Raw genomic sequence first — 16621 nt, forward strand, 5'->3', positions numbered from 1 at the left:
CGTATCGTCCTGGTCCAGCACTACGGCGGCCCGGATCGGGGCCGCGGACGAAAGGAACCCTCATGCGCAAGACCGTGTTCACCGGCATCGTCCTCCTGGCCTTGGCCGGCTCGCTCGTCGGTTGCAGCCAGACCGCGGACCCCGCGACTCCGGACTCCGCGATGTCGGACTCGACGATGTCCCCGGAGCCGTCGATGTCCGCCAGCCCGGAGGCCGAGGACATGACCGATGACGGGGACGACATGATGGCCACGGACCGCTCCGGCACCTTCGCGGGGTTGAACGGCAAGCAGGTCGCCGGCGAGGTGACCGTCTCGGGCACCGCGCTGACGCTCTCCGGCTTCTCCTCCGACGAGGGCCCGGATCTGCACGTCTATCTGACGAACGGGACGGACGAGGCCGCGGTCACGGCGGGCATGCGGATCGACGCCGTCGCGTACGACCAGGCCTCGCAGACCTTCATGCTCGACGGGATCGATGTCGCGGGATACACCGACGTGGTGATCCACTGCGACAAGGCCAAGGCCGTGTTCGGGGCGGCGTCGCTGTCATGACGGGTCGGCGCCCGGCCCTGGCCGTGTCGCTGGGGAGCGACGCGGCCAGGGTCGTGGCCGGAGCGCTGTGGCTGACGGAGGGGATCGTCAAGTACCGCGCGGGGTTCGGCGCCGCCGACATCCTCCTGGTCGCGGGGAGCGCGGACGGGAACGGTCGTGCGCCCTCCTACCTGGGGCCGCTGGCGGAGGCGATGCGGGCCGCACCCGGCCTGTTCGGAGGGGTCGTCCCCGCGGGGGAGATCGCTCTGGGCGTGCTCCTGGTGGCGGGGGCGCTCGGCCGATGGGCGGCCTTCGCGTCGATCGGGACGCTCATGCTCTACTGGGCCTCCGATCAGCTGATCGGCCAGTACCCGGTCATGGCGCTGCTGGCCGCCGCCGTCCTCCTGGCTGGTCCGACGGCCACCGTGGCCTCGATCGACGCGCTCGTCCGCCGGCACCGCGTCCGGAGAGACGATCCGGTATATCGGAAGTAATCCTATGAGGTTGGTCACATCATCCTGCCGACGGATGCGCCGGGGGCGGCGGAGTCAATACGGTGTGGGGAAGACCTGGCGCTGACGTGCCCGGAACGAAGGAGCCCCGATGCGCACATCCGCACCCCGACTCGTCGTCGTCCTCGCCGCGACGGCCCTGGCCCTGACCGCCTGTTCCGGCGGTCCCGGCGGAGGCGAGCTCGACTACGAGGACTCTCCGCTCAACACGTATCTGTCCGCGGCCTACGGCGGCGACGCCTCCCCCGAGGAGCAGCAGAAGAAGTTCGACGAGCAGCAGAAGAAGCAGGAAGAGCTCATGGCCGAGTGCATGGCCGAGCAGGGCTTCGAGTACAAGCCGAACATCCAGGACAGCGGCGCGATCTTCAGCAGCGGCGACGGCGACTGGGACCCGGAGAACAAGGAGTGGGTCGAGAAGTACGGCTATGGCGCGGTGAACAGCCCGTGGCAGGAGCGCAACGCGGAGCAGGAGCCGGAGACCTACCAGGACCCGAACCAGAAGTACATCGAGTCCCTCAGCGAGTCCGAGCAGGCGGCGTACTACGAGACGCTGTACGGACCGCAGCCGGATCCGGCGGAGATGAGCGAGGACGGCAGCTTCGAGTACAAGTGGGAGAACGCAGGCTGCCAGGGCAAGGCGCAGCACGAGGTCCAGGGCGACGACCCGTGGCAGCAGGACGAGTTCGCCGACCTGCGCGCGCGCATGGAGGAGTTCTGGACCTCGACGCAGGAGTCGTCGGAGATGGCGGACCTGAACGCCGAGTGGGCCGCGTGCATGACCGATGCCGGCGAGCCCGGCTTCACCAACCAGATGGACGCCGCACAGTCCATCTACGACGAGCAGAACAAGATCTACGAAGCCGCCTACGGAGACGGCTCCGAGGAGATGACGGCCGAGCAGATGGAGGCCGCCGACCCGAGCAAGAGCCCTGAGATGAAGAAGCTCGGCGAGCGGGAGATCGAGCTGGCGCTGAAGGACCACGAGTGCCGCCAGAAGACCTCCTACCTGCAGAACTCCCTGAAGATCCAGTTCGCCCTCGAGGAGCAGTTCATCAAGGAGAACAAGGCGGACCTCGAGGCCTTCAAGACCGCGGCCGAGCAGGCCCAGGCCCAGTGATCCGGCGCGCAGGCCGGGGCGCGGGCGAGCCCGTCGAGCCGGAGTCCGGCGAGACCGGAGCCGTCGACCCGTCCGCCGGAACTGGAGAAGCGACCGCCGACGCGCCCGTGGCCGCCGGCGAGTCGGCGACCACCGAGGAGTTCGACCGCCTGATCCGCGAGGACGACGAGGAGGCCGAGGACGCGGCATCCTCCGGCGGCTCCTCGCGCGTCCGGGGCTGGGGGCGGGTCTTCCGGGGCAACAAGTCGCTGTGGATCGTCGCCTCCCTCGCGGTCGTGAGCCTCGTCGCGGGACTGCTGATCGGGACCTTCCTGATCTCGCCCGCCGACGCGAAGGGGCCGCCCCCGAAGCCGGGGCTGGTCACGGTCCCGGTCGAGTTCGGCCCGCTCAGCAACGACGTCACCCTCCGCGCGGACGTGGGCTACGCCGACGCCGTCGAGGTGACGCTCGACACGTCCGCGGTCTCCGGCGCCGCCGTCGTCACGGGGCAGGTGCCGGAGGTCGGGGCCACGCTGTCCCCGCTGTCGATCGCCCTGGAGGTCGTGGGGCGTCCGGTCATCGTCCTGCCGGGCGAGCTGCCCGCCTACCGGACGCTGCGCCTGGGGGTCTCCGGGCCGGATGTAGTCCAGCTCAAGCAGGCGCTCGCCGCGGTCGGGATCGATCCCGGCGACGTGGGCTCGAACCAGTTCGACGAGGCCACCGCCAACGCCGTCGCGCAGCTCTACGCGCAGGCCGGCTATCCGGCGCCGCCCGCCCCGGACGGCGCCGCGGAGACCTTCCGCGCCGCGCAGGAGGGCGTCCGCAGCGCGGAGAGCGGCGTCGCCTCGGCGCAGAGCGCGCTGGATCAGGCGGGGGCCGGACCGACGGACGTCCAGATCTGGGAGGCGGACGTCGCCGTGGCCGAGGCCGAGCGCAAGGTCGCAGAGGCGAAGGCCACGCAGGGGGACGTGCAGGCCGCCGAGTGGGCGTTGCGCACCGCGCAACTGCAGCGCGAGGCGCTGTGGAACGGCAAGGACACGAGCAGCGAGCGAGCGGCGCTCGACGCCGCCCACGCCCAGGTGCAGTCCGCGAACGAGGCGCTCGAGGAGGCCCGGCAGGCGATGCTGCCGTACCTGCCATCCAGCGAGGTGCTGTTCCTCACCGAGCTCCCGCGCCGCGTGGACGCGGTCGAGGTCAAGCGCGGGACGGTGCTCCAGGGCAAGGCGATGACGGTGTCCGGTGCGACCGTGCGGCTGACCGGCGCGGCGGCCGACGCCGACGCGCGACTGCTCTCGGTCGGCGCGGAGGCGACGTTCGAGCTTCCCGACGGCACCGAACACCGCGCCGTGATCAGCGCCCTCAACGCGGGCAAGGACGCCAAGGCTCGCTGGGAAGTGCTTTTCGAGCCCGACCCGCTGTCGCCGGAGCAGATCCAGCAGCTCCAGGGCACGAACGTCCGGGTGAAGATCGCCGTCGGCGCCACGGACGGCGACGTGCTGTCCGTGCCGCTGGCCGCGCTCACCGCCGGTCCGGGTGGAGAGTCCCGGGTCGAGGTGGTCGAGTCCGACCCCAAGGAGGGGGAGGACGCGAAGACGCGGATGGTCGTCGTGGAGACCGGCCTGGCCGCCCGCGGCGCGGTCGAGGTCCGACCGACCGAGGGCGCGCTCGAGAAGGGCGACCTCGTGGTGGTGGGGCGGTGACGGCGCCTCTCGTCGAGCTCCGTGACGTCACCCGATCCTTCCCCGGGCCGCCGGAGGTGCAGGCGCTCAAGGGCGTCAGCCTCGCGGCGGAGGCCGGCGACTACCTCTCCATCGTCGGGCCGAGCGGGTCGGGCAAGTCGACCATGCTCAACATTCTGGGGCTCCTGGACCGGCCGAGCGTGGGGGAGTACCGCCTGGCGGGCGCGCTGACCGGCGACCTCTCCGACGACGACCGGGCCGCGGTGCGGGCGCGCTTCATCGGCTTCGTCTTCCAGTCGTTCCATCTCATGGCGCGGCGCACCGTGCTCGACAACGTGCTCATGCCGATGCTCTACAGCGGCGTCCCGCGTGCGGAGCGGGAGGGGCGGGCGGAGCAGGCGCTGATCCGGGTGGGGCTCGGCCACCGCATCGGGTTCTTCCCGAACTCGCTGTCCGGCGGCGAGCGGCAGCGGGTGGCGGTGGCGCGCGCCGTCGTGAGCGGTCCGAGGCTGCTCCTGGCGGACGAGCCCACGGGAAACCTCGATCAGAAGACCTCGGGCGAGGTGATGACCCTGTTCGAGGAGCTCAACGCGGACGGTCTGACGCTCATCGTCATCACCCACGACGACGCCGTGGCGCGCCGGGCCGCCCGGCGGATCCGCATCGCCGACGGCCGATTGAGCGAGCTGTGAGGCTGTGGCCGCGCCGGCGGGACACCGGCAGCCCGGGCGAATCCGCCCCGATCGACGCCGCGGACGCCGAGACGACCGAGGACGGTTCGCTGCTCGACGGCATGACGTCGAAGACCCCGAGGAAGAGGACAGTCCGACGGATCGGTCGGCGCAAGCGTGGCGTCGGGGACGCCGAGGCGGCGGGGAGTCCGTCCGCCTCGTCCCTGGTCCCCGCCGTGCGGCACGCGGACCGCTTCACGTTCCAGGACCTCGTCGCCGAGGCGACGTCGGACATCGGATCCCGGCCCGCGCGCCTGGTCATGACGATCCTCGGCACCGTGCTCGGGATCGGATCCCTCGTGGCCACGATCGGGTTCGCGCAGACCGCCGCCGGGCAGATCGCCCGGCAGTTCGACGGCGTGGCCTCGACGCAGGTCGTGGTGACTCCGGCGGAGGCGCGGACGGGCGGGCAGAACAAGACGGTCGCGGCGGGGCGGATCCCCTGGGACGGCGCCGACCGGGTCATGCACCTCGCCGGTGTCGAGGATGCCGCGCTGATCGCCGACGTGACGCTGAACGACGCCGACACGATCACCGCTGTCCCGGTCAACGACCCCTCTGCACCGGTCCCCGCCTCGCCCAAACTGTTCGCCGCCTCGGGCGATCTCCTCCCCGCCGTCGACGGCGGGCTCGTGACCGGGCGGGCCTTCGACGCCGGGCACGACCGGCGCGCGGACCGCGTCGCGATGCTCGGGGAGAAGGCGGCGGAGCGCCTGGGGATCAACCGCGTGGACTCCCAGCCGTCGATCTTCATCGGCGGGGTGGCCTACGCCGTGATCGGAATCGTCGACGGCATGGAGCGTCGCAGCGACCTCCGCGATGGCGTCATCATCCCGATGGGCGCGGCGCGCGCGGACTTCGACGTGGTCGCCCCGTCCGAGCTCGCCATCCGGATCACGGTCGGCGCCGGTCCTCAGGTCGCGAAGCAGGCCGTGCTCGCGCTGCAGCCCGACGAGCCGGACACCCTCAAGGCGCGGGCGCCGGCTGCGGCCTCGGATCTCAGCCAGAACGTGCAGGCCGACGTGAACGTCGTCTTCCTCATCCTCGGCGCGATCGCGCTGCTGGCCGGAGGACTCGGCATCGCGAACGTCACGCTGCTGTCGGTGATGGAGCGGATCGGAGAGATCGGCCTGCGTCGGGCGCTCGGCGCGACCCGGAAGCAGATCGGTCGTCAGTTCATGGTGGAGTCGATCGTCATTGGCCTGATCGGGGGCCTCATCGGCGCCTCGCTCGGCGTGATCGCGGTGGTAGTCGTCGCGGCCGTCCAGGGATGGGCTCCCGTGACAGATCCCCTCGTCGCCGTGGCCGGCGCGCTGCTGGGCGCCGTCGTGGGGTGGGCCTCCGGCTGGTATCCGGCCTGGCGGGCGACGCGGATCGAACCCGTGACGGCCCTCCGCGGCGGCTAGCGCCGGGCCGCGGGCGGCGATCCGGCCGCCTCCTGGACCGGCGTCTCCGGGGCCGCGGGCTCCGGTGCGTCTCCGAAGAGCTCGGCCAGGGGCGGGAGGGCGGTGAAGCCCTGGCTCGCGAGGAAGTGCCCCGCGCCGGGGACCACGATGATGTCGGCGTCGAGCGCGCGTCCGAGCGCCCGGGAGTGTGCGGGCGGCACGATCGCGTCGTCGTCGGAGTGGAGCATCACCCGGCGGCGGATGCGCGTGGCCAGGCGCCCCAGGTCGGGCGCGGGGGACACGAAGGGATCGAGCTCCGGCAGGGTAGGAAGCGGATCGGCGAAGCCCGCGACGCCGACGAACATTCCGAGCCGCTCGGAGTCGCTGAGCCGGTCCAGCGCGTGCAGGGCGGTGACGGTGCCCAGGCTGTGGGCGACGACCGCGGTCCGTTCGTCGGCGCCGCCCAGCGCATCCCGCACGGCGGCGACCCACCGTTCGCGGTCCGGGGCCGTGGTGCCCGGAAGCGCAGGGATCGCGGTGTCGATGCCCCGCTCCCGGAGGCGGTCCGCGAGCCAGGCGAACCAGTGGTCGGCGGGGGTGGCGGAATAGCCGTGGACGATGATCGCGCGGTCGATGCTCACGTCCGGGCCAACACCGGCACGGCCCGGAGGATTCCGCGGCGGCCCAACGTCGGCGAAGTCGCGTCGTTCGCTACAAATCCAGGTCGTAACCGCGTTTTTCCTGTCCGACCCCTGGGGTCACGTGGGTGACGTCGGTAGACTGGCGGGGCCGGAAGGGGGTCCGTGATGGCTGACACGTTCGACATCGAGAGCCGCTGGCCGGAGCTGTTCGCGTCGCTCGACGACGTGCAGCGTAACGCCGTTCGTCAGTCGCTGGCGTCAGCATGGCACGAGGGGTGGGTGCCGAACCGCGAGGACGTGGAGAACCTGACGGACGAGGCCCGCGGAGCGATCGATGGCGCGGAGTACCTGCGCCGCATGCAGGAGGCCGCGGAGCGCCGGCGTTCGGCAGCGGCCGCCGCGAGCTGATGGCGGCTCGGGAGGAGCGATGGGCCGCATACTTCTATCCGGAGACGTATGATCCCGTCACTCGGACCGGGACCTTGCGAAACCTGCTGAATGAGCGTGACCGTGACGTTTTGAGCGCACTGGAGCACGGCGCGACGCTGCGTCGGCAGCGACAGCTCATGAGCGCTGATGTCATGGTTCCGCGCACCTACGATGCGGCGCATGTGCAAGCCATCCACGGGCACCTGTTCCAAGACGTGTACGTCTGGGCAGGAGAGTTCCGCACCGTGAACCTCTTCAAAGGCACCCCGCGAGGATTCGCCGATGTCGAGACGGGCGAGATCGATCGCTGCCTGCGGGACATGCACAGGCTGGTCGCGGCTACCGTCTGGGCACGACTCGACCGTGATCGGTTCGTGGACCGAGCCGCCGCGGTGTTCGCATACCTCAACCAGGCGCATCCGTTCCGAGAGGGGAACGGGCGCACCTCGAAGGTATTCATGGAGCATGTCGCCGAACGGTCAAGATTCACTCTCGACTTCGCGCGGGGCGGGCCGGACGAGTGGAATGAGGCGTCCAGGCTCTCGGGTCCTGACTTGTTCGCCTACGAGCCACAGCCCGCGTCGCTTGTGCCCGTGTTCCGGGCCATCGCGGTGGAGCGCTCGATGAGGGACTCTCCCGACGCCGCGCCTCGGTGAGGCCGCGGGGCTCGCGATGCCGGGCCACGTCGGGCGAACTCGCATTGGATGGGCATCGGCCGACCTGGTTCCAGCCGAGGACCGCGGGGCGCCCCGCCCTTGCGTGAGTAGATCCTTCGTCGATCAGCGGCGTCACTCCATGTGCTCGGGGATCAGCTTGATGCCGCCGGAGGAGTGCGCGGAGTGGGCGAGCTCGTCGATCCACTTGCGGCTCAGGGGCGGTTGCTCGGGCTCGTCGAACACGAAGCGCAGCGGGATGGACGGGTGCACCCAAATGGTGCTGCGCCCGCGAGGCTGCTCCTCCGGATGCGTCCACGAGACGGTGAAGCTCTCGTTGCGGCGCAGTTTGGTCGCGATCACGATCTTCAGGTGCGCCAGTGCCCGATCCTCGATCTCGATCGGGGCCTCGGCGCTGCCGTAGTAGAGAGTTCCCATGGGTGAACCGTATCTGTGTCAGGGGGCGGGCAAGGGACGGGTTTCGGGGGCTTGACGGCGGCGCGCCCCGTGCAATAGGGACGCGCCGCCGTGCAGCGTCAGGCGCCGACGAGCTCGCGCTCGGCCGGGGCGCCGTCACTGCCCTCGCCGATGGCCCGGCGGATCTGCCACCACGAGTCGTAGCTGCGTTCGGGGAGGCCCTGGACGACGAGGAGGTCCGTCATCGGCAGGTCCTCGCGGCGCGCTTCGCGGACCAGATCGTCCTTCTCCGCCGGGTACTCCATCTCGGCGAGGAACCGGTTGAGTGAGGGGGAGAGCATCATGCTCCTGCTCCTTCCAAGGACGGGGCGCCGCCGACCGGGGCGTCCGGACCAGGACGCCCCGGGGCGGTCGCCAGGGGATCAGGCGGTGAGGGAGGCCGTCTGGTCCGCGGAGGCGACGGCGATCTTGCGCGGCTTCGCCCGTTCGCTCACGGGGATGATGACGGTGAGCACGCCGCTCTCATACGACGCCGAGATCTTCTCCAGATCGACGCCGTCCCCGAGAGTGAACTGGCGCAGGAAGGACCCCGCCGTGCGCTCGCGGTTCAGCCAGCGCACGCCCTCGCCGGAGTCCGCGGTGCGCTGGGCGCGGATCGTCAGCAGCGACCCGTCCAGATCGATGTCGATCGATCCGGGGTCCACGCCGGGCAGGTCGGCGTGAAGGATGTATCGGTCGCCGTCACGGGCGAGGTCGACCGGCATGAATCGGGGTGCGCGGCCGGAGTCCAGCACGCTCGCGGCGAAGCGATCGAGCTGACTGATCGGGTCGAAGTTCAATGCCATGATGTGCTCCTTTCGTGCGGCCCGAATCGGGCGGTGGGGATGCAGGTAACCTGCATCGTGTGCTATAGATTTACTCATACAACACATCGAACCGATCTGCAAGTACCCGATGAGGATCACCATGACTGAGCGCGACTCCGGGACGCCGGTGTACGGCATCGCCATCGCCGCGCAGCTGGTGGGGATGCCGATCCCCACCCTCCGGCTGTTCGAGAGCAAGGGGTTGCTGACTCCTTCCCGCAGCGACGGCGGGACCCGCCAGTACAGCGACGACGACATCGACCGGCTCAAGCGTGCGGGCCGGCTCCGCGACGAGGGGCTCAACATCGCCGGGATCAGCCGGGTGCTGGATCTCGAGGACGCGAACGCCCAGCTGCAGGCGGAGCTGTCCGAGAGCCGGGGCGCGGACGGAGGGGACGAGCGACCCGCTTCCTGAGCCGCGCGGGAGTCGTCTGTCCGGCCGCGCGTCACCAGGAGTTCAACCGGCGTTCCGTTCGCGGTACGCCGGTCTCGTAATTCCCCGTCACCTTCGGGAGTTGGAATACCGGTGATCTCGCAATGGCGAGGCACCCTCCTCCCGAAAGGTCATCATGCGCCGCTTCACCCTGCCCGCCGTGGGCCTCCTCGGCGTCGCCGCCCTCGCCCTCACCGGCTGCCAGGGCGCCACCGCCCAGGCCGCCCCCACCGATCCCGACGCCCCCATCACCATCGCCACCCTCCCGATCGGGGAGGACCCCACCGCGGAGAACCCGATCGAGGTCTTCGCCGAGCTCTTCGAGGAGGCCACCGGCCGCGCGGTGGAGGTCACCGACGTCCCGGACTACCTCAGCGTGGTCGAGGCCATCCGCGCCGACCACGTCGACATCGGGATCATGAGCGGGTTCCCCTCCGCGCTCGCGGTCAACACCGGCGAGGTCGACCCGCTCGTGGCCTTCCGCGGCGACGACAAGCCCGTCTCCACCTGCGTCGTCCTGAAGGACTCGCCCGTGCAGAAGCCCGAGGACCTGAAGGGCAAGACCGTGGCCTTCGCGGACCAGGCGTCGAGCTCCGGCTACTTCATGCCGGTCTACATGCTGCACGAGGCGGGACTGGAGCAGGGCGAGGACTACGAGGCGATCTTCGCCGGCGGCCACGAGGGGTCCTTCGCCGCCCTCGCGCAGGGACAGGTCGACGCCGCCTGCACCGCCATCATGCTCACCCAGCTGGGCGCCCCGATGTTCCCCTTCGCCGACGGCGAGTGGCGCGCGGTGGGCGAGAGCCCGTCGATGGCGGTCCAGGGCACGGTGCTCGGGCGCCAGTCGCTCGACGCGGAGACGCGGACCGTGATCGCGGACGGCATCGCCGCGGTCTTCTCTCCGGAGAACGCCGAGCGCCTGGGCGCGATGGGCAGCTTCGCGACCCTGGAGCAGACCGTGGCCCCGGAGGCGTCCACCTACGCGTCCTTCGCCGAGATCGCGGGCGTCGCGGGCGTCGAGCTGAAGGATCTGAAGTGACGGCGGTGCGCGTCGCCGGGTCGGAGACGAACGTCTCCGGCCCGGCCGTCCCCGTCCGCCCGGCGCCTCCGGTCATGGCCGAGCGCACGCCCACCGCGGAGGTGCGCCACGCGCTGCCGCGGGTGAGCGTCCGCGGCCTCGGCGTCGCCTACGACGGGACCGCCGTGCTCGACGGCGTGGACCTGGACCTGTTCGCCGGGGAGACGGTGGCGCTGCTCGGCGCGTCCGGCTCGGGCAAGTCGACGCTGATGCGGAGCCTCACCGGCTTCGCCCCGGTCTCGTCCGGCACCGTGCGCGTCGCGGGTCACGACGTCGTGAACCTCCGTCGCGGCGAACTGCGCCGGCTGCGCGCGGACGTGGGCCAGGTGTTCCAGCAGTTCCACCTCATCCCCCGGCTGAGCGTGCTGACGAACGTGCTCACGGGCGCGCTGCACGGCGCCGGGCCGGTGAACCTCGTCGGCGGCTTCTCCCGCGCGGACCGCACTCGTGCCCTGGACCTGCTCGACCGCGTCGGCATCGCGCACAAGGCCACGGCGCCGGCGCGCTCCCTCTCCGGGGGACAGCAGCAGCGGGTTGCGATCGCCCGCGCCCTCATGCAGCAGCCGAAGGTGATCCTGGCGGACGAGCCCGTCGCCTCCCTGGATCCGCGGCTCGCCGACTCGGTGCTGGAACTGCTGCGACGGATCGCGACCGAGGACGGGATCCCCGTGCTCGTCAGCCTGCACGTGCTGCCCCTCGCCCTCGCCCACAGCGACCGCATCGTGGGCCTGCGGCAGGGGCGGATGATCGTGTCGGACGCCACGACGCGTCTCGACGCCGCGGCGCTGGCACCGCTCTACGACAGCGAGGAGCACGGCGATGACCGTTGACGCGCCGGCCCGCCCGGCCCGCACCGCAGCGACGGAGCTCGGCCCCGCCGAACGCCGACGGCTCGAGAGCGCCTTCCGCGTGCCCCGCACCCGGTTCCTCCTGGGGCTGCCCGTCGCCCTCCTCGTGCTGATCTGGTCCTTCCAGGGCGCGGGCTTCGACTTCGTGAAGCTCGGCGACGGCGCGGTGAACATGGGGGAGTTCCTCTCGCGGCTCTTCCCGCCCGACTTCTCGAAGATCGGCACGATCCTGTCGCTGCTGCTGGAGACGTTCCAGATGGCCGTCGTCGGGACGGTGCTCGGCGCCGTGCTCTCGCTCGTGGTCGCGTTCGGAGCGGCGTCGAACATCGCCCCTCGCTGGCTCTACTACCCGACGCGCTGGGTGATGAACATCATCCGCTCGGTGCCCGATCTGGTCTTCGCGCTGATGTTCGTCTCTGCCGTGGGCCTCGGGCCGTTCGCGGGGATCCTGGCCATGACGCTCGGTTCCCTCGGGTCGATCGGCAAGATCTTCGCGGAGGCGATGGAGCAGGTCGACCGCGGACCGGTGACCGCGATGCAGGCCGTCGGCGCCTCGAAGAGGCAGGTGATCCAGTACGGAGTCCTGCCGCAGGCGGCGCCGCTGCTCACCTCGTACACCCTGCTGCTGTTCGAGGGGAACGTCCGCGGGGCCACCATCCTCGGCCTCGTCGGCGCGGGCGGCATCGGCCTCGAGCTCACCACCGCCATGCGCATGTACGACTACGGCCACCTCAGCGCCATCATCATCTGCATCATCGTGCTGGTCACGATGATCGACCAGGGCAGCGCCCTCATCCGAAGGAGAATCACATGACCATCGTCGACACCACTCCCGCCGTGCCCCTGAGCGCCCCCGTCAACCTCCGCGACCTCGGCGGCATCCGGATCGACGGCGGCGTGCTGCGTCGCGGCGTCGCCATCCGCGCCGACGACCTGGCCTATGCCACGGAGGAGGTGGCGGACCGGCTGGTCGCCGACGGCCTCGCCGCCGTCATCGACCTGCGCTCGCCCCTCGAGGCGTCGGTCACCGGACGCGGGCCGCTCGGTGCCCTCCCGGTGGCGTACCACCACCTGCCGCTGATCGCGGACGTGGGGACGTCGATGAAGGAGGACAGGCCGGCGCTCAGTCACGAGGCGATGGGCGCCATGTACGTGCGGATGGCGGAGGGGGCCGCGGCGCCGCTGGTGACCGCCCTGGCCGTCATCGCGCACGGTCCCGGAGCGGTGGCGTTCCACTGCGCCGCCGGGCGGGACCGCACGGGCGTCCTCGCCGCGATGCTGCTGCTCGCCCTCGGGGCCGACGACGAGGCGATCGTCGCCGACTATGCCCGCACCGGCGAGAACATGCCGGCGATCATGCGCCGGAACGAGCCCGTCATGGGCGCGATGTGGCGCGCGCTGGGGATCGACGTGGACGCGCACGACGGCAGCGCGCTGCTGGGCGACGGGATGGACGTCTCGATGCGGACCCTGCTCGGCACGCTTCGCGAGCGTCACGGCGATCCGCTGGCGCCGCTGCGGGCCGCGGGGCTCTCCGACGACCTCGTCGCCCGGCTCCGGTCGCGGGCGCTCGCCGCATGACGATGCTCGCCGCCGAGGCGACCGGGGCCGCACGACGGGGCCCCGGTCGTCCTCGCGATGCGGAGATCGACGGCCAGATCATCGCGGCGACGCTCGCGATCATCGATGCCGGTGAGGACGTCACCGTGAGCCGGGTCGTGGCGCGCGGCGGCGTCAGCCGCGCCGCGCTGTATCGCCGATGGCCCTCCCTCACGACCCTCATCGCCCAGGCGCTGGACGTCGGCAGGGAGGTGCCTCCGGAGTATCCGGAGGGGCAGGATCTCCGCGAGGCGGTGCTCGCCAGCCTAGGGCTCGGGGCGGACGGCGTGGCCCCGTCGGCGCCGGGATACTCGGAGGAGCGGTTCCGCCAGCGGATCCGTCTCGTCATGGCCGACCGGGCGCTGCAACGGGCGTACTGGGCCTCGCACGTCTCGCGCCGCCGTGTGCCGCTGGAGAACGCGCTGCGCCGGGGGATCGCGCGGGGGGAGCTGCGCGCGGACCTCGACGTGGAGGCCTGTTTCGACGCGATCGCCGGCGCGGCGTACTACCAGCTCGTCGTCCGCGGGGAGCGCATCGACGATCCGTCCACGAACGCCCGGCTGCGCTCGGCGCTCGAGATGATCTGGCGCGGGATGGTCGCGCCGGACTGATCAGACCGAGTCGGGTGCGTTGCCGGATCCGCAGGCGCAGACGCCGTCTCGGGCGGTGGACGCTCCGCCGAGCCGATGACCGAGGTGGTCCGCGGGCACGGGTTGTGGAATCCGCAACCTGTAGGAGAGAGGCCCGACGGCCGCCGGACCGGTGCCGGCGGGTCCGTTCTCGACGCGCCGTCCCGGCGGGCCGCACGGCCTTTCGCTGAAAACGCGAAAGGGAATGGGAATTGTTGGATCGACAAAGGGGAGAGGGGATGGAAAAGGCGCGGGAAATGTCGTTCCGGAATTCCTTGACCTTCTCCGGCGGCTCTGGATAGCCTGACCGCCGCGCGGGTCCATTCCCATGGATCGCCATTCGGTTCGTCCCCGACGAAGGAGTTCCATGGACAACCTCTCTCGCCGCGGCTTCCTGATCTCGGGGATCGCCGCGGCCGCCGGAATCGCCGCCGCCGGTGTCACCGTCTCAAGCGCCGCGGCGGACCCGTCGGGGAGCCCGGGCAACGGGCACGGCAACGGTTCGCCCTCGCTCGGCCACCCGCGTGGTGACAAGCGGGTCTGGGACGTGGTCGTCGTCGGCGCCGGCGCGGCAGGGATCGCCGCGGCGCGACGGCTCGTCGACCAGAAGCCGGATCTGCGCGTCGTGATCGTGGAGGCCCGCGACCGGATCGGCGGACGCATGTTCACAGACCGCACCTCGATGGGCGTGCCGGTGGAACGCGGGTGCGAGCTCGTCCACGGCGGCCCCTACGCGTCGACGTACCCGTGGATCGAGCGGGCGGGCCTGGACATGCGGATGTTCCGCCACAACTACATCCGCCTCGACGGGGCGCCCGACGGGTCGCCGTCGGCGCAGTGGCATCAGTGGGACTCGGCCCCCTCGTGGCTGTTCCCGCTCGGGATGCCCGACGCTCTCATCGCCTATGACCCGGCGGGCCAGAACGCGCCGATGCCGGAGCCGCTTCCCGGCGAGACGGCCGACGCCTTCCTGCTGCGGCTGGGAGTGCCGCCGGAGAACACCCCGAGCGGGCTGATCTATCGGCTGACGGACGACAGCGAGCCCCTGTCGCACACGCCCGCCGAGCTCGTCGAGCCGGAGCTGCGCAGCTGCATCCGGTTCTCGTTGCACCCGGAGCAGGCGCCGGAACCGGAGATCCTCGATCCGGACGATCCGGAGCACGACGACGGGGACTACAAGATCATCGGCGGATACGACCAGCTCCTGACTTTTTTGGCCGGGTCCATCCCGGTGATGCTGCGGACCGCGGTCGAGGAGGTCGCCTACTCGCCGCGCGGGGTCGAGCTGCGCACGTCCCGGGGCGCGTTGTCCGCGCGGCGCGTGGTCATGGCCGTTCCCGCCGGGGTGATGAAGCGTCGCGATATCGCATTCTCGCCGGGGCTGCCGACGGAGAAATGGGCGGCGTTCGACGAATTCGCCTACCATTCGATCTTCAAGGCCGTCCTCGAATTCAAGGAGAAGGTGTTCCGTCCGCTCGGGACCGATGACTGGGGATATGCGGAGTCGATGGACCTCCGCCCCACGACGCTGTGGAACGCGTCGATCGCCTCCCCGCGGTACAAGGGGCAGGTCGTCGTCGGGTGGGAGACCGGGGAAGCCGCCCGTGAGCTCAACGCGCTGCCGGAACGCGAGCGCTTCGAGGCGGTCCTCGACGTCGTGCGCCGGTCGGCCGGCGATCAGGGGATCCGCTACCACAAGGCCGTCCTGACCGACTGGGCGAACGAACCCTACTCGTGGGGTCCGTACGGCGGCGGCGGCGATGCCGACGCGATGTCCGCCACGGTCGACGGCGTCCTCTACTGGGCGGGCATGCGCACCAGCACGGTGAACGCCTCGTACAGCTCGGGGGTGGCGCAGGCGGATCAGCTCCTTCGCGGACTGTAGCCGCGGAGACGCTGATCCCCGATCAGGCGGTGTGACCGTCGCGGCGGGCACTCTCGTCCGCGACCTGCGTCGATCGATCATCCCCGCCAGGCGGCAACACGAGCGATGATCGTGCGCGCACGCAACGTTATGAGTAACGTCAAAAGTCATAATTCTGACGAGGACGATTATGAGTAACCCCTCCGCCCCGCGCGACGTGGACTGGCCATCGATCTCCCACGAGGAGGCGGAGTGGCGGGCTGCGTCGACGTTCGGCGGTACGCGGCCGACCGCGGACCGCGGGCGCTACCGTGCCGCGGTCCCACCGAGCATCGCGGACCTCGTTCCTCGCCCTCGGGAGGAAGCGGTGAGCCTCGCAGCGGAGGCAACTAGCGAACTCCACCGGTTCGACGCCGAGCTCGGGCACCGTGTCACTGCCTTCGCACCGGTTCTGCTGCGCTCGGAAGCGGCGTCGTCATCGCAGATCGAGAACCTGACCGCGACTCCCGGCGAGTGGCGGACGGAGGCCGTCTGGATCGGCGCGCGGGGGGATCCCCCCCCCACGGCGCGGACTTCGTCGCGCCGGTGCACGAACGCGTGCCGGCCCTGATCGAGGATCTGACCGCCTTCGCCCGACGCACCGACGTGTCGCCGCTCGTGCAGACGGCCGTCGCCCATGCGCAGTTCGAGACGATCCACCCGTTCACCGACGGGAACGGACGCACCGGACGAGCTCTGGCTCAAGCGCTTCTTCGCCATCGGGGGTCACCCGCAACGTGGCCGTCCCCGTGTCCGCGGGGCTTCTCGCGGACGTTTCCGGGTATCACGAGGCGCTGACCGCCTATCGCACGGGGGACGTGTCGCCGATCGTGCTCTCGTTTGCACGGGCGGCACTCCGGGCCGTGGAGAACGCGCGGCGACTGGTCCGGGAGATCGACGAGATCCGCGCCGGCTGGGACGAGCGACTCACCGTGCGCCGCTCCAGCAACGCCTGGAAGCTGCTCGATGTCGTGGCCCGAAGGCCCGTGCTGAACGCAGAAGCCGCCGCACGGGAGCTCGGGATCCAGAGGCCCAACGTCTATCCGCCGCTGACGGCCCTCGTCGACGCGGGAATCCTCACATCCAAGTCCGAGCACCGGCTCGGCCCGTTCTGGTGCAGCGACGAGGTCCTCGACGCTGTGGACGCGTTCGCCGCGCGTGCCGGGCGACGCGAAGCCGCACGCTGATC

21 protein-coding genes are annotated in these 16621 nt (G+C 71.0%); 17 read left to right on the forward strand and 4 right to left on the reverse strand.

Translation table 11 applies throughout. The features are described 5' to 3' along the window. Positions 1-62: 62 nt before the first annotated feature. From V6R91_RS09910 to V6R91_RS09935, 6 genes are all read left to right on the forward strand, one after another. Complete coding sequence (locus V6R91_RS09910) at positions 63-554, forward strand: DM13 domain-containing protein (protein WP_336395311.1); 492 nt, start codon at positions 63-65, stop codon at positions 552-554. Further along, on the forward strand, positions 551-1027 hold the full coding sequence (locus V6R91_RS09915; protein ID WP_271060415.1) for a hypothetical protein: 477 nt from the start codon (positions 551-553) through the stop codon (positions 1025-1027). The genes V6R91_RS09910 and V6R91_RS09915 overlap by 4 nt, the downstream gene beginning before the upstream one ends. Positions 1028-1136: 109 nt before the next feature. Next, positions 1137-2162: a hypothetical protein gene (locus tag V6R91_RS09920; RefSeq protein ID WP_336395312.1), complete on the forward strand. Its 1026-nt coding sequence runs from the start codon at positions 1137-1139 to the stop codon at positions 2160-2162. Beyond that, positions 2159-3841 (forward strand): hypothetical protein, encoded by a 1683-nt coding sequence (locus tag V6R91_RS09925; RefSeq protein WP_271060416.1) that lies wholly within the window; start codon positions 2159-2161, stop codon positions 3839-3841. The genes V6R91_RS09920 and V6R91_RS09925 overlap by 4 nt, the downstream gene beginning before the upstream one ends. Beyond that, positions 3838-4512 carry an ABC transporter ATP-binding protein gene (locus V6R91_RS09930; RefSeq protein ID WP_219085237.1) on the forward strand — a complete coding sequence of 225 codons (675 nt, stop codon included), beginning with the start codon at positions 3838-3840 and terminating at the stop codon, positions 4510-4512. Before V6R91_RS09925 ends, V6R91_RS09930 begins: the two co-directional genes overlap by 4 nt. Then, positions 4509-5957 carry an ABC transporter permease gene (locus tag V6R91_RS09935; protein WP_336395313.1) on the forward strand — a complete coding sequence of 483 codons (1449 nt, stop codon included), beginning with the start codon at positions 4509-4511 and terminating at the stop codon, positions 5955-5957. Before V6R91_RS09930 ends, V6R91_RS09935 begins: the two co-directional genes overlap by 4 nt. Here the strand turns inward: V6R91_RS09935 and V6R91_RS09940 are convergent. Further along, on the reverse strand, positions 5954-6577 hold the full coding sequence (locus tag V6R91_RS09940; protein ID WP_271060418.1) for an RBBP9/YdeN family alpha/beta hydrolase: 624 nt from the start codon (positions 6575-6577) through the stop codon (positions 5954-5956). The two genes, V6R91_RS09935 and V6R91_RS09940, sit on opposite strands and share 4 nt — an antisense overlap. Before the next feature lie 165 nt (positions 6578-6742). Between V6R91_RS09940 and V6R91_RS09945 the strand changes: the two genes are divergently transcribed. Both V6R91_RS09945 and V6R91_RS09950 read left to right on the forward strand, forming a co-directional pair. Continuing rightward, on the forward strand, positions 6743-6985 hold the full coding sequence (locus V6R91_RS09945) for a hypothetical protein (RefSeq protein WP_336395314.1): 243 nt from the start codon (positions 6743-6745) through the stop codon (positions 6983-6985). A gap of 158 nt (positions 6986-7143) precedes the next feature. Continuing rightward, positions 7144-7662 (forward strand): Fic/DOC family protein, encoded by a 519-nt coding sequence (locus tag V6R91_RS09950; protein ID WP_336395315.1) that lies wholly within the window; start codon positions 7144-7146, stop codon positions 7660-7662. 132 nt (positions 7663-7794) lie between these two features. Here V6R91_RS09950 and V6R91_RS09955 read toward each other — a convergent pair whose 3' ends face one another. The 3 genes from V6R91_RS09955 to V6R91_RS09965 form a co-directional block, all read right to left on the reverse strand. Then, positions 7795-8097: a DUF7882 family protein gene (locus V6R91_RS09955; RefSeq protein WP_067245427.1), complete on the reverse strand. Its 303-nt coding sequence runs from the start codon at positions 8095-8097 to the stop codon at positions 7795-7797. Positions 8098-8195: 98 nt separating this feature from the next. Next, positions 8196-8420 carry a DUF2795 domain-containing protein gene (locus V6R91_RS09960; protein ID WP_336395316.1) on the reverse strand — a complete coding sequence of 75 codons (225 nt, stop codon included), beginning with the start codon at positions 8418-8420 and terminating at the stop codon, positions 8196-8198. A 78-nt stretch (positions 8421-8498) separates the two neighbouring features. Beyond that, the gene (locus tag V6R91_RS09965; RefSeq protein WP_067245430.1) at positions 8499-8921 is read right to left on the reverse strand and encodes an Hsp20/alpha crystallin family protein; all 423 of its coding nucleotides are present in this window, start codon (positions 8919-8921) and stop codon (positions 8499-8501) included. A gap of 121 nt (positions 8922-9042) precedes the next feature. Between V6R91_RS09965 and V6R91_RS09970 the strand changes: the two genes are divergently transcribed. From V6R91_RS09970 to V6R91_RS10005, 9 genes are all read left to right on the forward strand, one after another. Further along, a complete protein-coding gene (locus tag V6R91_RS09970) occupies positions 9043-9357 on the forward strand; it encodes a MerR family transcriptional regulator (RefSeq protein WP_219085240.1) in 315 nt (104 codons plus the stop codon). A gap of 154 nt (positions 9358-9511) precedes the next feature. Further along, a complete protein-coding gene (gene phnD / locus V6R91_RS09975; RefSeq protein ID WP_271060422.1) occupies positions 9512-10414 on the forward strand; it encodes a phosphate/phosphite/phosphonate ABC transporter substrate-binding protein in 903 nt (300 codons plus the stop codon). After that, a complete protein-coding gene (locus V6R91_RS09980; protein ID WP_336395317.1) occupies positions 10411-11283 on the forward strand; it encodes a phosphonate ABC transporter ATP-binding protein in 873 nt (290 codons plus the stop codon). The genes phnD and V6R91_RS09980 overlap by 4 nt, the downstream gene beginning before the upstream one ends. Then, on the forward strand, positions 11273-12115 hold the full coding sequence (gene phnE / locus V6R91_RS09985; RefSeq protein ID WP_336395318.1) for a phosphonate ABC transporter, permease protein PhnE: 843 nt from the start codon (positions 11273-11275) through the stop codon (positions 12113-12115). The genes V6R91_RS09980 and phnE overlap by 11 nt, the downstream gene beginning before the upstream one ends. Next, the gene (locus V6R91_RS09990) at positions 12112-12882 is read left to right on the forward strand and encodes a tyrosine-protein phosphatase (protein ID WP_336395319.1); all 771 of its coding nucleotides are present in this window, start codon (positions 12112-12114) and stop codon (positions 12880-12882) included. Before phnE ends, V6R91_RS09990 begins: the two co-directional genes overlap by 4 nt. Beyond that, a complete protein-coding gene (locus V6R91_RS09995) occupies positions 12879-13511 on the forward strand; it encodes a TetR-like C-terminal domain-containing protein (RefSeq protein WP_336395320.1) in 633 nt (210 codons plus the stop codon). Before V6R91_RS09990 ends, V6R91_RS09995 begins: the two co-directional genes overlap by 4 nt. Before the next feature lie 385 nt (positions 13512-13896). Then, entirely contained in the window at positions 13897-15414 is a 1518-nt protein-coding gene (locus tag V6R91_RS10000) for a flavin monoamine oxidase family protein (protein ID WP_336395321.1), read from the forward strand. A gap of 576 nt (positions 15415-15990) precedes the next feature. Further along, positions 15991-16230: a Fic family protein gene (locus V6R91_RS36370; protein WP_442928114.1), complete on the forward strand. Its 240-nt coding sequence runs from the start codon at positions 15991-15993 to the stop codon at positions 16228-16230. Next, entirely contained in the window at positions 16170-16619 is a 450-nt protein-coding gene (locus V6R91_RS10005) for a hypothetical protein (RefSeq protein WP_336395322.1), read from the forward strand. Before V6R91_RS36370 ends, V6R91_RS10005 begins: the two co-directional genes overlap by 61 nt. Positions 16620-16621 lie beyond the last annotated feature (2 nt).

The organism is Microbacterium sp. CCNWLW41, from assembly GCF_037083505.1.

Excerpts from the sequence above, each read along its gene's own strand:
- V6R91_RS09910 (WP_336395311.1), top strand. The coding sequence starts at position 63 with ATGCGCAAGACCGTGTTCACCGGCATCGTCCTCCTGGCCTTGGCCGGC.
- V6R91_RS09915 (WP_271060415.1), top strand. The coding sequence starts at position 551 with ATGACGGGTCGGCGCCCGGCCCTGGCCGTGTCGCTGGGGAGCGACGCG.
- V6R91_RS09920 (WP_336395312.1), top strand. The coding sequence starts at position 1,137 with ATGCGCACATCCGCACCCCGACTCGTCGTCGTCCTCGCCGCGACGGCC.
- V6R91_RS09945 (WP_336395314.1), top strand. The coding sequence starts at position 6,743 with ATGGCTGACACGTTCGACATCGAGAGCCGCTGGCCGGAGCTGTTCGCG.
- V6R91_RS09950 (WP_336395315.1), top strand. The coding sequence starts at position 7,144 with ATGAGCGCTGATGTCATGGTTCCGCGCACCTACGATGCGGCGCATGTG.
- V6R91_RS09955 (WP_067245427.1), bottom strand. The coding sequence starts at position 8,097 with ATGGGAACTCTCTACTACGGCAGCGCCGAGGCCCCGATCGAGATCGAG.
- V6R91_RS09960 (WP_336395316.1), bottom strand. The coding sequence starts at position 8,420 with ATGATGCTCTCCCCCTCACTCAACCGGTTCCTCGCCGAGATGGAGTAC.
- V6R91_RS09965 (WP_067245430.1), bottom strand. The coding sequence starts at position 8,921 with ATGGCATTGAACTTCGACCCGATCAGTCAGCTCGATCGCTTCGCCGCG.
- V6R91_RS09970 (WP_219085240.1), top strand. The coding sequence starts at position 9,043 with ATGACTGAGCGCGACTCCGGGACGCCGGTGTACGGCATCGCCATCGCC.
- phnD (WP_271060422.1), top strand. The coding sequence starts at position 9,512 with ATGCGCCGCTTCACCCTGCCCGCCGTGGGCCTCCTCGGCGTCGCCGCC.
- phnE (WP_336395318.1), top strand. The coding sequence starts at position 11,273 with ATGACCGTTGACGCGCCGGCCCGCCCGGCCCGCACCGCAGCGACGGAG.
- V6R91_RS09990 (WP_336395319.1), top strand. The coding sequence starts at position 12,112 with ATGACCATCGTCGACACCACTCCCGCCGTGCCCCTGAGCGCCCCCGTC.
- V6R91_RS09995 (WP_336395320.1), top strand. The coding sequence starts at position 12,879 with ATGACGATGCTCGCCGCCGAGGCGACCGGGGCCGCACGACGGGGCCCC.
- V6R91_RS10000 (WP_336395321.1), top strand. The coding sequence starts at position 13,897 with ATGGACAACCTCTCTCGCCGCGGCTTCCTGATCTCGGGGATCGCCGCG.